Source organism: Oligoflexia bacterium, assembly GCA_035326705.1.
Classification (GTDB): Bacteria; Bdellovibrionota_G; JALEGL01; order JALEGL01; family JALEGL01; genus JALEGL01.
Map to the genome: position 1 here is coordinate 141,500 of DAOLES010000004.1, position 15,405 is coordinate 156,904.

The window sequence follows — 15,405 nt, forward strand, 5'->3', positions numbered from 1 at the left end:
AGAGTTAACGTGGATAAAGAGAATACAGAAGATAAAAAAGCACTGACAGAGAAGCGGGTTACACGTCGGGTAATACGACGTAGGAAATCTACTGCGTCAAGTCCTCAGCTTGAAGAAAATCAAGAAAAAGCTGAGGCGCTTGTACAAGAAGAACAGGTAACGGGCGTTGAGGCATCTTCTGAACAAACAGAACAAGAGGCTAAGCAAAGCGTTGAGCAAGATGAAGTTGAGATCAGCGAGTCTGTTAAGCGTAAAGCGGCATCTAAAGCAAAAGTAATGCCTCGCGGGCTTAAGAAAGTTACAAAACCTAAGACCTCAAATGTAGATTCAGCCGTTGAAGCTGATAACAGTGCTGTGGAACAAGACAATGATACAGTGGATAATACTGAGACAACTTCTGATGAAAAAGGCGGTTATTCAAGAATCCGTGTTGCGCAAGACATAGCAAAACCTGAAGGTGGTTTAAGGGTTGTTAAGCCGGCACCAAAAGATTATAACTCTAATGTTGTACCAACACCGGGTACAGGACGTAGAAAAGATATTATTGAAATCAGAGATATCTATAACCCTAAAAATTTACGCAATAAAAAACGTCGTAAACCTGCTCCTGGTGAAGGTAAAAAAACTGAGATCACTGTTCCTAGAGCTGCGAAACGGATTATTCGTATGGAAGATGTTATCTCTGTTGCTGAGTTAGCCAAAAAAATGAGCGTTAAAGCTGGTGATGTTATTGGTAAGTTGATGGGCATGGGGATGATGGTGACCATTAACCAAAACATTGATTCTGATACAGCAACCTTGGTGGCCAATGAGTTTGGCTATGAAGTAGAAAATGTTAAAGTTGATGCAGAAGATTTATTGGAACAGCATGAAAAAGCATTAGAATCCAAGCCAGAAGATTTACAGTTTAGACCGCCAGTTGTGACAGTTATGGGTCACGTGGATCATGGTAAAACTTCTTTGTTGGATAAAATTCGTAAAGCTGATGTGGCTGCCGGTGAAGCTGGCGGGATTACTCAACATATTGGAGCGTATTCTGTAAAATTGGATAGCGGCAAACAAGTAACATTTATTGATACACCAGGCCACGAAGCATTTACATCCATGCGCGCACGGGGTGCACGGGTAACAGATATTGTTATTTTGGTGGTTGCGGGTGATGATGGTGTTATGCCACAAACCAAAGAAGCCATCAATCATGCGCAAAGTGCTGAAGTACCTATTATTGTTGCAGTTAATAAAGTGGATAAACCCGGTGTAGATATTGATAGAATTAAAAATGAATTGACGGAGTTTAGCATGGTCCCAGAAGAGTGGGGCGGAGACACAATTTATGTACCAGTATCAGCAAAAACAGGTCAAGGGATTAACGATCTTTTAGAAGTTGTAGCTCTGCAGTCAGATATTTTAGAGCTTAAAGCTAACCCAGATCGACCTGCCAGAGGCGTGGTGATAGAAGCCAGCTTAGATAAACAAAAAGGTGTGGTGTCCACACTTTTGGTCCAAGATGGTACACTCAGAGAAGGTGACACCATTGTAGCGGGTACACATTATGGTCGTGTGCGTGCGATGCGTGATGATAAAGGTATGCGTGTTAAAGAAATTCCTCCTTCAGGTGCGGTTGAGCTTATGGGGCTTTCAGGCGTTGCTTCAGCTGGGGATGCTTTTTCTATTGTACCGGATGAAAAGAAAGCCAAGCAGATTACTCAATTGAAACATAACCAAGAGCGACAAAAAGAATTGGCCAAGACCAGTAAGGTATCTTTGGATGACTTGTATCAAAAAATCGCATTGGGCGACGTAAAAGAGCTTAAAGTTGTGGTGAAAGCCGATACAGCGGGCTCAGTTGAGGTGTTAACTAAAAAACTAGAAGATTTATCTACAGCTAAAGTGAGTGTCAAAGTGATTCACGGTGCCGTGGGGGGTGTGTCGGATAATGATGTTATGTTAGCCAGTGCTTCAGGAGCGATTGTTATAGCATTTCATACTCGACCTACGGGCAGCGTAAGAAAGTTAGCAGAACAAGAAAGTGTAGATTTACGTGTGTATGATATTATTTATGAACTGTTGGAAGACATAACCAGTGCAATGGCTGGTTTGTTGGCTCCCAAAGAAGTTGAAACTGTATTGGGACATGCGCAGGTCAGACAAATTTTTACCATTCCAAAGCAAGGAACAGTTGCCGGTTGTATGGTAACCGATGGGAAAGTTTTGCGTTCTTCTAAAGTAAGATTGATTCGTGAAAATGTGCCAATTTACACTGGAGAACTGAGTTCATTAAAGCGCTTTAAAGATGATGCCAAGGAAGTGCGTGAAGGCATGGAGTGTGGTATGTCTATTGTTAATTACAATGACATCAAAGTTGATGATGTCATTGAAGCCTTTGAAATAGAAGAAGTCGCCGCTGAATTGGAATAAAGCTATTAATTATTTTTTATGAATATTCGGCTGATCGGGCTTTGCCCTCAAGGCCTTCATATTCAATAAAAAATAATTGTTTAGAGAAAATCTATAACATTTGTTGAAAAAAGCATTTTACACGAGGCTATTTTGTATAGGCTCAAGCGCGGGGATGAGAAAACAAAAACTACGCTTTTTGTTTTTAAGGGGGTCGGAGGCTTTGCATAAGATGATGTAATCTTTAACGAGTTAACATTATTTAAATACCTCTCTATTTAAGGGAACTTGAGGAAAAGAAGGTTTATCCTGATTTTTCCCCGGGTGGGTTGAATTGACCAAAAACGACGTTTTTTGGTCAAGAAGGGGGGAGAGATCCTCCCTTAAAAAGGAAAAACAGATGAAAAATGTACCCTATAAACGTGTTGATCGGATGAATGATCAGATTAGACAAATTGTATCTGCAACATTGTTAGAGTTTGTTCATGAAGACAGTTTGGCAGGAGTCAGTGTAACGGCTGCGGATATTTCTCCAGATTTTAAACATGCTAAGCTTTTTTATCGGGTGTTGCCGGGCTTTGATGCTGATAAGGCACGATTGTCGTTAATAAAAGTGCTGCCTAAAGTGCAAAGAATTGTGGCCAAAGAAATGCAGACTCGCTATTCGCCTAACATACGTTTTATATTTGATAACTCTTTGGATGAAGGATCAAAAATAGAAGCACTGCTTGAAAAAATCAAAGAAGACGTTTAGTTGCTTAATGAACATGCATGGAGTTTTTTTTATCAATAAGCCGCAGGGTATTTCTTCTTTTGGTGTGCTTAAAAAAATGCGCAAACATTTATCTGAATGTTATGCTGTTAGCTACAAAACCATTAAAATAGGGCATGCGGGGACTTTAGATCCAGAGGCCAGTGGCTTGTTGTTGGTGTGTGTTGGGCAAGCAACCAAGATCAGTTCGTATTTGATGCGAGATAAAAAAACTTACAGCTTGGATGTGGTTTTGGGTCAGCAAACTACAACTGATGATGATGAGGGTGAGATTATTTTTTCTTCTGATCAAAACATCAAGCTAGAGGTTGTTAAAGAAATATGTGAAAAATTTAAAGGCGCATTTGCTCAAGTCCCCCCAGATTTTAGTGCCATCAAACATAAAGGAAAAAAACTGTATGAATATGCACGGGAGGGTGTTGCAGTTGAACGTAAAGCAAGAACCGTCCATATCTATGATTTGAAAATCATCGACTACACTTACCCTATTTTAAAAATTGAAGTTCACTGTAGTAAAGGGACATACATGCGCGCCTTGGCAAGGGATATAGGTGAAGCGCTTAAGGTGGGAGCGCATGCAAAAAATATTCACCGCTTCCAAAGTGGTGAGTTTAAGCTTGAGCAAGCCGTAAGCTTAGAAATTTTTTTAAACTTTTCCAAACAGCAAATCAGTCAAAACATGCTGCCTATGGAGCAGATGATGCAAGCCATGCCCAGTTTGGAAAATTTCACAGAGGGAGAGAAAAATAACTTGTTGCAGGGTCAGTTTTTAGCCAGCCCAATTCAAGAAGGTGAATATGCTTTATATGATGAGCAAGGGAAGTTGTTTGCCTTAGGTGAAGCCAATGGAGAGCGTATAAAAATAAAACGGGCATTGGTTTAAAAACAATTGATGTTTAGTGGGTAAACCAAAGTTTGCTGATCAAGTCATTTTCAATTTTACAAGTCCAGATAGTGTTTCTTGTGGCACCGCAAACATAATTTGAAAAATACAGATGTAAGATGAAGAAGGGGTCTAAGGTGTAATGTTGTGTGATTTGGCAGCTTAAATCTGGATTGATCTTAAATAAATTATGAGTAATTTTTAGCAGCTCAGTTTTTGAAGAAAAAGCGGTGAGGTCATCATGTAAATTTATTCCAACAATATTGTCATGAAATAGGCTTGAAAATAAATAAGCATTTTTTTCGTTGAATGATTGTTGCAGGATTGTGTGTAAAGACATGGTATTTTTTAACCTTTAGGTGTGATGACGGCAAGGCTAGAAGGGTTTATCAAATTATTTTTTGGGGTTATAATTTGCTGGTAAATCACTGAAAAATTTCAATATTTTAGCTGTATAAAATTGAAAAAATATACTTTTATTGTCATAATATTAAAATATGGCAATTAATATATTAAAAACAAATATTTATAAATATACATTTGTTGTCATATTTTATTTATTTTGCAAATCTTATGCAAAAGACTATGTATACAGTTTGCAAGACTACTTTATGCATGGCCAGGAATTGGTTGAGGAATATTTGCAAAGTTCAGAACAGGGTGAGCAAATCAAAAGCCTTGTACAGCGTTATTCCAACAGTTGTGTGCAGATAGAAGTACCCAAAAATGAGAATGGTAAAACCATGGTTACTATGGGCGGTGCGGTGATTGTGGCCAAAGGTATGCTGCTGCTTTCTTCTGGCCATAATTTTTTGGGTGTAAATAAAAAGAACCCAATCAAAGTTTTGGGTCCCAAGGGTGAATCTAAAAAAGCTTACTTGATGCAAATGGATTATAATCCCCAAGAAAATACAGATTGGGCCATATTACAAGTTGAGGGCAATGGCTTTCATCCGCAATATGCGGTTGAACTGAGCCGTTCAATTAAGATGAATGCAATGGCAGTGGTTTTGGGTTATCCGCAAAGTTATGGCAAAGATGAAGATGGACAGGTGGTGCATACAAAAGCTTATCCCGGACAAAGGTTGGACCCTTTGGTGTTGTTAACCAAAATATCACATAAAGATCAGGGTAGAAAAGTGGTGCTAGATTTAGAAGGCGGGGCTTTTTTCTTGCCCGGTGCCAGTGGCGGACCAGTATTTGATATAGAGGGCGGTCTGATGGGGCAATATACTTCTTTTATTACTGTGGTGGGTCGCGGGCAAACCACGGGTAAAGCCAGTATGCGGCCATTCCCCAAAGCTTTGGTTAAAATACTCAACCCATAGGCTTTTTAAAGTATAAAATTTACAGTTAGTTTGAATCAACTGAAAATACAAAATAAGCCGGATAGTGGTCAGATTTGGCTATGGGAATGATACTTGCGTATTCAAGTTGAAGTCCCCCACTGTAATGAGCTTGATCCAGTAAAAGTTGGCTGCCTTGATGGTTTTTTGAATAGGCTTGCTCTGTATTAGAAAAAGCCGATGTAAAGCCTAATTTTTTTAACAGTCTAAGAGCTTTGGGCCGCACTTTTCTCATTGGCCAGCGATTGATGCTGTTGGGAACATTAAAGTCACCAAAAACAATCGTTCCAGCCATATCTCCCAGGTTTTCCGTGATGCACTCTTCTGAAGCATCCAAGTTGGTCATGCAAGACTGCATTTGACAATACAGAGGGTTGTTTTTACTGCGGATGATTTGATTGGCAAGGCCAACCGTCGCTTTTAAGCCATCAGGATCTTTAAAGTGGCCAAGGTAGCAAGTCCAAGGTTCTACCAGGTGTAGGGGCAACATGTTAATCCACTGCCCTTGAAACTCTATGGGCACAATGCTGAGATGCTTGGTGTAATATTGGCAATCGGTATAGGAATTGATGGCTTCATTTTGCCTGGTTTGCTCACAATAATCCAGCCACCTTTGTTCAATATCTTTTGTGTCAGGTGTGGGGACCCAATCAGCAATAAATGTACTGATATTACGAATAGCTAGGTCTTTGTTGACAAAGATAGCAATGCCATGCAGTTCATTGTCGTCTTTGTACAGTTGGATGAGGGGTTTCTGATAATATTGGCTCAAGAACTGATAGGAAAAAACGGGCCAGCACTCGGGTCTAAATTCAGCCAAAACCAAAACATCGGGTCTAAAGTCACTTTCAACAATGCTATGCAAATTATCGTACATAAGTGTACTGGGGTCGTAGTTTTTATAAGGAGCCAGCTCACAATGAGACCCACCAAAGAAGACATTCCAAAACATGACTTTGAAGTTTTGTGCCAATTGATCAAAAGTCTGATGAGACATGTTTTCAAAAGGACTTAAACCCTCTAAAAAATCCACTTTGTCATATTCAAGAGAAGGAACAGGGTGACTTGATCCAGTGTTTTGGCCATAAGCCAAAAAGTTTAACAAGAGAACACTTGAGATGAACCATAGCTTTGGTCGTTCCAACATAGAATAACGCAATACATTGTTTTTTCTATATATACAAATAAGTTTTGCACTTGCTTCCTGCTCAGGACTAAGGTAAACCGCCTGATATTTAGCAAAATAAGCGTATTTATTGAGTATGGAGTAATAACATGAACGTTAAAGTTGAAAATCAATCAAGTTTTGAGAAAAAGATTATTGTGCAAATACCTGAAACGGAAGTGGTTGAGGAAATTGACAAAGCCTATAAAGGTTTAAAAAATCAAGCCAATATTCCAGGTTTTAGAAAAGGTAAAGCTCCCCGGGCTATTTTGGAAAAAAAATATGGGCCATCTGTTGAGGCGCAAGTGTATCAAGAATTGGTGCGCAGTTCAGTGGCAGAAGTGATTGAAAAAGAAAATTTAAATGCCATTAATGTGAGAAATATTTCTGAGCCAAAAAGAGATGAAAAAAAAGGCTTTTCATACCATGCTATTATTGAGGTTAAGCCAGAGGTCAAACCCAAAAAATACACCGGCATTAAAATCAAAGAAGAAAAAATAGAAGTCGGTGATAAAGAATTAGAACAAGCTCTAGATCACATTCGTCAATCGCAAGCTGTACTGCAGAAAAAAGAAAAAGCCCTTACCCCCAAAAAAGGCGACTTTGCCGCCATCCGGATTGAGTCATTGTTGGCTAGTCCTGGTCAAGAAAGCAAAGCGCAAGAACGCATTTATGAAGTGGGTGCCAAAGGTGGCCAAGAAGTCTTGGATCAAGCTTTGTTAAAAATGACTGTGGGTCAATCTGAAGCCGTGACCTTTCATGATAAAAAGAACAATAAAGACCTTAACATGCGGGTTCATTTGGATGAAATCAAAGAAAAAGTCTTACCGGAAGTCAATGATGACTTGGCCAAATCTTTAGGCCAGTTTAAAACTTTGGCTGAATTGAAAGACAAGTTAAAACAAGATTTACTTGAAGAAGCTGATAAGCGTGGCAAGCATAAAAAAGTAGAAAATTTATTAGAAGCGCTGCGTAAGAGTAACCCATTGGACGTACCTCCAACCTTGGTTTCCAATGAAATTCAATTCATGCTGGAGAATATTCAAAATCAAATGCGTTGGAGTGGTGTTCCGGCCTTTCCAGAAGACTACACACAAGAACAAATTATCAATGAGTTGAAACCTGATGCAGAAAAACGGGTGCATGATCAATTATTGATTGAAGCTATTGCTAAAGCAGAAGACATTACAGTGGATGATAAAGCGCTTAATGATAAAATTGCAGACTTGGCCAAGCAGTCTAAAGTGCCTACCGCTGAGCTAAAAGCTTATTATGAAAAAACTCACCGTTTGGATTCTGTAAGATTTGATCTGGTTTGGGAAAAAACCATTGATTTTCTTCTTGAAAAAGCCAACAGCAAATAAAAATCAAGAATAATCAGTGGTTTAAGCTTTAGGTTGTTATATGCCCACCTGTTAACATGCAGCGCACTTGTTGCGCTGCATGAAATATGCTAACGATTGTGTTAGATAAAATCAATTGATCAAAGGAAGGTGGGAATATGATTAAAATTAAGTACAGTATGTATTGTTTGATTGTGGCAATAGTATGTGCGGGCACAGCTTTTGCCCAACAAGATGGAAGCTACTATTACCAAGAAAAAAGACCAAGCGCGTATGGCTGGGATTCTAATGCTAGTACAGAGCTCAGAAAACAGGGGATGCGGACGCGTCCACAAATCGAGAACCCTTATAAATTGCCAGAAACAAATCTACAAGCCATAGAAGTCTGTAGACTCCAGGTAATGCGGGCTGAAACACACCCAAGTTATTACAGATTACATGCTTATATTTTGGCAACTTATGAGGCAGATATGGATGAGTGGGTTTACCAAACACCAGCTTTTGCCTGTAATGATCAGCAAACAGAAGACTTTTACCGGGCAAAACTTAAAGAAGACGGTTATCCAGAATTCTTTAAAGTTGTCTTAAGTGGTTATTTCACCTGGCGCTAAATATCTTAAAAAAGCCCTAAGCTTTCTTAGGGCTTTTTTTTTGTGCGTGGTATAGTTAAGTCTTACGGCAAATATAAATTTTTTTGAGAGGATTATTGATTATGCCCTTAATTCCAATGGTAGTTGAACAAACGCACAGAGGTGAGCGTTCATACGATATTTTCAGTCGCTTACTTAAAGAAAGAATCATTTTTTTAAACTCAGAAATCAACGATGATATTGCCAACTTGGTGGTGGCACAGCTCTTGTTTTTGGAATCAGAAGATCCAGACAAAGAGGTTTTTTTGTACATCAATTCTCCCGGTGGCGTGATTTATTCCGGTATGGCTATTTATGATACCATGCAACACATCCGTTGTCCGGTGTCTACGTTTTGCATGGGCATGGCCGCTTCTATGGCCAGTGTTTTGTTGGCTGCTGGAGAAAAAGGCAAGCGCTATGCTTTACCGCATGCAAGAGTCATGATTCACCAGCCACTTGGAGGTTTTCGTGGTCAAGCCAGTGACATTGATATCCAAGCCAAAGAAATTTTGCGTTTGCGTGAAGAGCTCAATGGCGTATTGGCCTATCACACGGGGCAAGATATAGAGCAGCTTGAAAAAGATACAGATAGAGACAACTACATGACCGCAAAAATGGCCAAAGATTATGGTCTGATTGATGAAATTGTAGAAAGCCAAAAACTGAAAAAAGCGTAAACCTTGTAATGTTTAGAAATCTTTTTAAAAAAAAAGGTTCAATGAATGAAGCCTTTTTTTGGAAATTAATGGAAAGCTTAGACTGGGATAAAACAGGCGATGATTCAGCTGTGATTAAGCCAGTTGTAGATCAGCTTGCAAAATTGAGTGAAGATGACATTTTCAAATTTTCTGAAATTTTGAGTCAAAAGCTATACGCTCTAGATACGCTTAAACATGCACAAAATATTGGAGAAGATGCGTATGTTAAAGGTAAGCATTTTTCTTCTGATTGGTTTTTGTATGTTCGCTGTTGCGTGGTTGCCAATGGTAAAGACTTTTACCAAGATTGTTTGTCTACACCGGAAGAAATGCCAAAAGACATAGAGTTTGAAGCATTGTTAAGTATTGATGATTTAGCTTATAAAAAGAAAACCGGGCAAGAGTATACGTATATAACAGAATATAGCTATGAAACATTTTCTAATAAACAAGGCTGGGAAAGTTAATAACATAAATAAGTTTAAAAATACCCTTGTGTCAATGAGTCAGAAGGTTATAATACAAAGATAAGATCTATCTTAAGGGTAAGAATAAAGGAATGGCATGGAAAAAAATGATGGTCATAATTTAAGTTGTTCTTTTTGCGGTAAAAGTCAAAAAGAAGTGAAGAAATTGATTGCTGGACCCACAGTTTATATCTGTGATGAATGCATTGAGCTATGCAATGATATCATTTTAGAAGAAAATGAGCGTGATCAAGAACAAGTCTTGGCAGAAGCCAAAGTTCCAAAGCCAAAAGAAATTAAAGCCATTTTAGATGAGTATGTTATTGGTCAAGATGACGCCAAAAAAATGTTATCTGTGGCTGTGTACAATCACTACAAGCGCATTGAATCCAAAACCATGGGCAAAAGCGATGTTGAGTTACAAAAATCCAATATTTTATTGGTAGGGCCCACAGGTACCGGTAAAACATTATTGGCGCAAACTTTGGCCAGAATTCTTAATGTACCATTTACCATTGTGGATGCCACCACATTAACTGAAGCCGGTTATGTGGGAGAAGATGTAGAAAATATTATTCTCAATCTTTTGCAAAATGCAGATTATGATGTGGAACGTGCGCAACGCGGGATTGCTTATATTGATGAGATTGATAAAATTTCACGCAAATCAGACAACCCTTCTATTACTAGAGATGTATCCGGTGAAGGCGTACAACAAGCCTTGCTAAAAATTATTGAAGGCACCATGGCCAATGTTCCACCCAAAGGGGGACGCAAACATCCACAGCAAGAGTTTTTGCAAGTAGATACTTCCAATATTTTATTTATTTGTGGCGGTGCGTTTGTTGGCTTAGAAAAGATTGTTGAGTCACGTTTGCATGAGCGCAGTATTGGTTTTGGTGCAAGAATAGATTCTAAAACCAAACACAAAACTGGTGATTTACTGGCTCAAGCTGAGCCAGAAGATTTGTTGAAGTTTGGTTTGATTCCTGAATTCATTGGCCGTTTACCCGTGCTGGCTACCCTTAATGAATTGGATGAAGATGCCTTATTGCAAATTTTAACTGAGCCTAAAAATGCCTTGATCAAACAGTATCAAAAACTATTTGATTTTGAAAAAGTGAAATTAGATTTTAGCAAAGAAGCCATTTTTGCGATTGCCAGAGAAACCATCAAACGTAAAACCGGTGCTCGGGGATTGCGCTCCATCATGGAAAACATCATGTTAGATATCATGTATGATATTCCTTCTAGTGATAACATCAAAGAATGTCACATCACTGAAGATGTGGTTCTAAAAAAAGAAACGCCAATTTTGGTTTATAAAACTGAAGAAGACGAACAAGTGCAAGACAAAGAGCCTAAAGCAGAGAGCGCTTAAATGACTGAGCACTCTCCTGTAACATAAAGTTTAGTTACACTTTGCTATTTCTTTTTGTAACAGCGTGTTCATTTCTTGACCCCATTGCTGGCTGGCAATCATGGAATCTTGGATGATGAGGGGTTGCTTTTCTAACAATTTTTTACCCAATGTGGTTTTATAAAACGCAATCAAGCCATTGATATCTTGTTCCGTGAAATGTTTGTCATAAACAGGTGTCAGTAATTCAGCAAATTTCTTATCCGTCATTTGTAGTTCAACAGCTAAAGTTGCATTTTTAAAACAGGCTTGTTTATCGTCAGGAATTTGCGCTTCAAGCATAGCAAACATTTGCTGGGTAAATTGCTTGCCCATGCTAGCAGCATTAGAAACTTTTAAAAGTTCATGAATACTATTGGCTTTACTTTTACTGATGGCGTTGTTGGCCAAAGCAAGTGTACTAAAAAGAAAAATCAAACTTAATATTGATTTTTTATAATGATTCACAAAGGCTTCCTACTCTAGTCAAATTAAAATGACAAGCCAATTGAATCAATAAGAAGTTAGCATATAGGGTATAGCAATCTCTTCAGATTTCTATTTGACAGTGTTTCCGGTTTCTTGCTAGAGATAATTATGCAAAGAGTCATTTTGTGGTGATTTGTTTTGAAAGGGGAAATTATGAAGAAACTATCAATCTTGCTTATTTTATTGCCAGTGTTTGTAAGCCATGCCCAGGACAATTGTTCTGTAGAAAATTACATGAGTGATATTTATAGGGTAGTGGAAAAAAGAATCCATGACATGAAAACAATGTTGGTAGAGAACGGAGCTTATCCCTACCTAAAACAAGCATTTTATGATCAAGCGGATCATTTAAGCATGGGATGGACCCAAGAAAGAGAAGAAGATGATCGTGTTATTCATGTATTGAATCTAGCTTATGATATTTCTTTTGAGCATGAAGAACAATATCATAGCATAGATCTTGGCCTGGTTAACATCAATGATGATTTAAACCTGGCTTACACAACACCCATTTATTTTATGATTGAATCCCAACCGCGGATAAATACAGAAAAACAGACCTGTCGTTTTAATTTATCTGTGGTGCAAAAAGTTTGGGATGATGAAGAAAAAACCGATCAGTTGATAAAAATTCAAAACCCCAATATAAAATTATTTGCTAGCCAAGACGGGGATGATCCAATCAGTGAAGCCTTATTTAAAATGGGCTATGTCATTTTCCCAGAAGATGAAGAAATTTCTGAAAATCTCTTACCTTTATTAAAGCAATCACCTGAGGATACATCAATTGTGATTGAAGTAGACTATAAAGAGGATATTTTTTCAGCAATGGACCTAAGCGACATCATTAAAAAGAATAGAAATAATAAAAATTATTGTCCTGACAATGCCATGGGTCAGCCATGCATGATGAACTTTACCCATGCCAAAGAATACTGTGAAAAAAAACATGCCGGGCTCCCCACAATTTTACAGTTGGCAGAATTTTACAATCCAAGTGGGGTTACAATTTTTAATAATCCTTACCGTCAGTTTAAAATGGCAGTGATGGGTCAAGATAAACACTCCTTGCAAACCAAGGTTGAGTTTTACTATACCTTAGAAACCTACCCGCAACAGTCTTGGTATGACGTTTCCTTGTGGTCATCTTTGGATGTTCCTTATACCAATGGTTACAGAGCCTATGTTTTTAATCTTGAAAATGGTGATATCAATGCCAAACACAAAGCCAAAAAACAGGCTGTGGTGTGCCGTTTGAAGCGACAATAATCAATAAAAAAAGATGAAATTTGGCACTGCCTTTGCCTATTGCCAAGTTCTCCATAGTGTTTATAATAAAAAGTCAACGAAGGAGAACAGATGTTATTTGATCAAGATGAAAAAGAAAAAACGGTAAAAAACAAGCGTAAACTACCGCTTTTACCGCTAAGAGATATTATTGTATTTCCGCATATGGTGGTGCCTTTGTATGTGGGCAGAAAAAAATCAGTGGCTGCCTTAGAACATGCCATGGCTTCAGATAAAGATTTATTGCTGTGTGCACAAAAAAGCTCTAAAAACAACGATCCAACGCCAGAAGATATTTACACCATGGGAACCTTGGGTAGCATCATGCAAATGCAAAAACTCCCGGATGGAACCGTGCGGGTTTTGATTGAAGGTAAAACCAGAGCCAAAATTCATAGCTATGAACAGAATGAAAAATTCTACATGTGCAGCATTGATGAAGTCAAAGAAGACGAAGGCAGTTCAGTAGAAGTTGAGGCTTTAATGCGTACAGTACACGCTACCTTTGAAGTCTATATTAAGCTTAATAAAAAAATTCCACCTGAAATGCTGATGAGTGTGGCGGCCATTGATGATCCTTCGCGTTTGGCAGATACCATTGCTGCACACTTAACCTTAAAGCAAGAAGATAAACAAGAAGTTTTAGAGATTATTGATGCAAAAGATCGTTTAGAAAAACTGTACACCTTGATGCAGTCTGAGATTGAGATTTTACAAGTAGAAAAAAAGATCCAATCACGGGTGAAAAAACAAATGGAAAAAACCCAGAAGGACTATTATCTCAATGAACGCATGAACGCCATTCAAAAAGAGCTGGGTGAAAAAGATGAGTTCAAAGCTGAAATGGATGAACTTGAAAAACGCATCAAAAATAAAAAACTCAGCAAAGAAGCAGATGAGAAAGTTAAAAAAGAGTTTAAAAAGCTTAAAATGATGTCACCTATGGCAGCAGAAGCTACCGTGGTGCGCAACTACATTGACTGGATTTTAGATTTACCTTGGTACAAGTATTCTGAAGATAAGTTGGATTTACAAGCGGCCCAACATATTTTAGATAAAGATCACTTTGGTTTGGATAAGGTTAAAAAAAGAATCTTGGAATATTTAGCTGTTCAAAAACTGGTTAAAAAAATCAAAGGTCCTATTTTATGTTTTGTGGGCCCTCCTGGGGTGGGTAAAACTTCTTTAGCACGGTCAATTGCAACCGCCATGGGCAGAAAATTTGTGAGAATTTCTGTGGGTGGTCTGCGTGATGAAGCTGAAATTAGAGGGCATAGACGAACCTACATAGGTGCCATGCCGGGCAAGTTGATTCAATCGCTCAAAAAAGCCGGGACCAGCAACCCAGTATTTTTAATTGATGAGATTGATAAAATGTCTTCTGATTTTAGAGGTGACCCATCCAGTGCTATGTTGGAAGTCTTAGATCCAGAACAAAACGTCAGTTTCAATGACCACTATTTGGACTTGGATTATGATTTATCCAAAGTAACATTTTTGGCCACAGCCAACTCTTTGCATACCATTCCCAGACCTTTGTTGGACAGAATGGAAATCATATCATTGGCCGGTTACACTGAAGATGAAAAGCTCAATATTGCAAAGCAGTATTTGGTGGATAAACAAAAAGAAGCCAACGGATTAAGCGATAACAACATCAGTTTTAATGATGCGGCCATTCGGAAGGTGATTCGCCGTTATACCAAAGAAGCGGGGGTTCGAAACCTTGAAAGAGAATTGGCATCATTATGCAGAAAAATTGCCAGAGAAGTTGTTGAGAAAGGTAAACAACATCATAGAACCATAACATCAAGCAATGTAGCAAAATATTTAGGCGTAGAAAAGTTCAAATACGGCAAAGCCCATGAAATTAAAACGGTGGGTAGAACCATTGGCTTAGCCTGGACTGAGCTGGGTGGAGATTTATTGGATATTGAAGCCACCATTATGCCCGGCAATGGTAAATTAACCATGACCGGTAAATTGGGTGATGTCATGAAAGAGTCTGCGCATGCAGCTCTGTCTTATGTGCGTTCACGTGCCAAGGCTTTGGGTTTAAGAGATGACTTTTATTCTAAAATAGACATTCATATCCATGTGCCTGAAGGCGCCATTCCCAAAGATGGACCATCTGCTGGGGTAACCATGGCCACGTCTTTAGCCTCTGCTTTGTTGCATGTGCCTGTTAGAAATGATGTAGCCATGACTGGTGAAATTACCATTGCGGGCAGGGTCTTGCCTATTGGTGGCTTAAAAGAAAAAATCTTGGCAGCGCACCGTGGTGGAATTAAAACGATAATTATTCCTAAAGAGAATGAAAAAGACCTTAAAGACATTCCAAAAAATGTTTTAAAAGAGTTAACTGTTCATGCAATGCAACATGCAGATGAGGTGCTTAAAGAAGCCCTGGCTTTGGAAGATTCTAGTAGAGCAGACTTTTTAAGTAACATTGAAGGCTTTTTACCGCCCATTTTTGAAAAAGACGCACAAGAAGCCGAAAACAAGCCCGTCCATTAAGTAGCAATGG

General features: G+C 38.6%; 14 protein-coding genes. 11 read left to right on the forward strand and 3 right to left on the reverse strand.

The window, feature by feature from the left end; all coding sequences use genetic code 11:
- The first annotated feature begins 9 nt into the window (after positions 1-9).
- From infB to truB, 3 genes are all read left to right on the forward strand, one after another.
- On the forward strand, positions 10-2,418 hold the full coding sequence (gene infB, locus PKC21_07225) for a translation initiation factor IF-2 (GenBank protein ID HMR25129.1): 2,409 nt from the start codon (positions 10-12) through the stop codon (positions 2,416-2,418).
- A 379-nt stretch (positions 2,419-2,797) separates the two neighbouring features.
- Positions 2,798-3,151, forward strand: coding sequence for a 30S ribosome-binding factor RbfA (gene rbfA, locus PKC21_07230; GenBank protein HMR25130.1), 354 nt, complete (start codon positions 2,798-2,800; stop codon positions 3,149-3,151).
- 13 nt (positions 3,152-3,164) lie between these two features.
- Positions 3,165-4,052, forward strand: a complete 888-nt coding sequence (gene truB, locus PKC21_07235; GenBank protein HMR25131.1) for a tRNA pseudouridine(55) synthase TruB — start codon at positions 3,165-3,167, stop codon at positions 4,050-4,052.
- 13 nt (positions 4,053-4,065) lie between these two features.
- Here the strand turns inward: truB and PKC21_07240 are convergent, their stop codons facing one another.
- Positions 4,066-4,392, reverse strand: a complete 327-nt coding sequence (locus tag PKC21_07240) for a hypothetical protein (protein HMR25132.1) — start codon at positions 4,390-4,392, stop codon at positions 4,066-4,068.
- Between the two features lie 157 nt (positions 4,393-4,549).
- Between PKC21_07240 and PKC21_07245 the strand changes: the two genes are divergently transcribed.
- Complete coding sequence (locus PKC21_07245) at positions 4,550-5,380, forward strand: serine protease (GenBank protein HMR25133.1); 831 nt, start codon at positions 4,550-4,552, stop codon at positions 5,378-5,380.
- A gap of 25 nt (positions 5,381-5,405) precedes the next feature.
- Here PKC21_07245 and PKC21_07250 read toward each other — a convergent pair whose 3' ends face one another.
- A complete protein-coding gene (locus tag PKC21_07250) occupies positions 5,406-6,545 on the reverse strand; it encodes a hypothetical protein (protein ID HMR25134.1) in 1,140 nt (379 codons plus the stop codon).
- Positions 6,546-6,673: 128 nt separating this feature from the next.
- Between PKC21_07250 and tig the strand changes: the two genes are divergently transcribed.
- The 5 genes from tig (at position 6,674) to clpX (ending at position 11,084) form a co-directional block, all read left to right on the forward strand.
- Entirely contained in the window at positions 6,674-7,927 is a 1,254-nt protein-coding gene (gene tig, locus PKC21_07255; GenBank protein ID HMR25135.1) for a trigger factor, read from the forward strand.
- Between the two features lie 137 nt (positions 7,928-8,064).
- Positions 8,065-8,517, forward strand: a complete 453-nt coding sequence (locus tag PKC21_07260) for a hypothetical protein (GenBank protein ID HMR25136.1) — start codon at positions 8,065-8,067, stop codon at positions 8,515-8,517.
- Between the two features lie 101 nt (positions 8,518-8,618).
- Entirely contained in the window at positions 8,619-9,215 is a 597-nt protein-coding gene (clpP, locus tag PKC21_07265; GenBank protein ID HMR25137.1) for an ATP-dependent Clp endopeptidase proteolytic subunit ClpP, read from the forward strand.
- Between the two features lie 8 nt (positions 9,216-9,223).
- Positions 9,224-9,703: a DUF4240 domain-containing protein gene (locus PKC21_07270; GenBank protein HMR25138.1), complete on the forward strand. Its 480-nt coding sequence runs from the start codon at positions 9,224-9,226 to the stop codon at positions 9,701-9,703.
- A 97-nt stretch (positions 9,704-9,800) separates the two neighbouring features.
- The gene (clpX, locus tag PKC21_07275) at positions 9,801-11,084 is read left to right on the forward strand and encodes an ATP-dependent Clp protease ATP-binding subunit ClpX (protein ID HMR25139.1); all 1,284 of its coding nucleotides are present in this window, start codon (positions 9,801-9,803) and stop codon (positions 11,082-11,084) included.
- Positions 11,085-11,114: 30 nt separating this feature from the next.
- Here the strand turns inward: clpX and PKC21_07280 are convergent, their stop codons facing one another.
- Positions 11,115-11,570, reverse strand: a complete 456-nt coding sequence (locus PKC21_07280; protein ID HMR25140.1) for a DUF2059 domain-containing protein — start codon at positions 11,568-11,570, stop codon at positions 11,115-11,117.
- Between the two features lie 174 nt (positions 11,571-11,744).
- Between PKC21_07280 and PKC21_07285 the strand changes: the two genes are divergently transcribed.
- On the forward strand, positions 11,745-12,860 hold the full coding sequence (locus PKC21_07285; protein ID HMR25141.1) for a hypothetical protein: 1,116 nt from the start codon (positions 11,745-11,747) through the stop codon (positions 12,858-12,860).
- Between the two features lie 90 nt (positions 12,861-12,950).
- Positions 12,951-15,395 carry an endopeptidase La gene (lon, locus tag PKC21_07290; GenBank protein HMR25142.1) on the forward strand — a complete coding sequence of 815 codons (2,445 nt, stop codon included), beginning with the start codon at positions 12,951-12,953 and terminating at the stop codon, positions 15,393-15,395.
- Positions 15,396-15,405: the final 10 nt, after the last annotated feature.

What these genes read in the sequence shown, in the direction of transcription:
- PKC21_07245 (HMR25133.1), top strand. Translation starts at nt 4,550, where the DNA reads ATGGCAATTAATATATTAAAAACAAATATTTATAAATATACATTTGTT.
- truB (HMR25131.1), top strand. Translation starts at nt 3,165, where the DNA reads ATGCATGGAGTTTTTTTTATCAATAAGCCGCAGGGTATTTCTTCTTTT.
- lon (HMR25142.1), top strand. Translation starts at nt 12,951, where the DNA reads ATGTTATTTGATCAAGATGAAAAAGAAAAAACGGTAAAAAACAAGCGT.
- clpX (HMR25139.1), top strand. Translation starts at nt 9,801, where the DNA reads ATGGAAAAAAATGATGGTCATAATTTAAGTTGTTCTTTTTGCGGTAAA.
- clpP (HMR25137.1), top strand. Translation starts at nt 8,619, where the DNA reads ATGCCCTTAATTCCAATGGTAGTTGAACAAACGCACAGAGGTGAGCGT.
- PKC21_07250 (HMR25134.1), bottom strand. Translation starts at nt 6,545, where the DNA reads ATGTTGGAACGACCAAAGCTATGGTTCATCTCAAGTGTTCTCTTGTTA.
- PKC21_07240 (HMR25132.1), bottom strand. Translation starts at nt 4,392, where the DNA reads ATGTCTTTACACACAATCCTGCAACAATCATTCAACGAAAAAAATGCT.
- PKC21_07285 (HMR25141.1), top strand. Translation starts at nt 11,745, where the DNA reads ATGAAGAAACTATCAATCTTGCTTATTTTATTGCCAGTGTTTGTAAGC.
- tig (HMR25135.1), top strand. Translation starts at nt 6,674, where the DNA reads ATGAACGTTAAAGTTGAAAATCAATCAAGTTTTGAGAAAAAGATTATT.
- PKC21_07270 (HMR25138.1), top strand. Translation starts at nt 9,224, where the DNA reads ATGTTTAGAAATCTTTTTAAAAAAAAAGGTTCAATGAATGAAGCCTTT.
- rbfA (HMR25130.1), top strand. Translation starts at nt 2,798, where the DNA reads ATGAAAAATGTACCCTATAAACGTGTTGATCGGATGAATGATCAGATT.
- PKC21_07260 (HMR25136.1), top strand. Translation starts at nt 8,065, where the DNA reads ATGATTAAAATTAAGTACAGTATGTATTGTTTGATTGTGGCAATAGTA.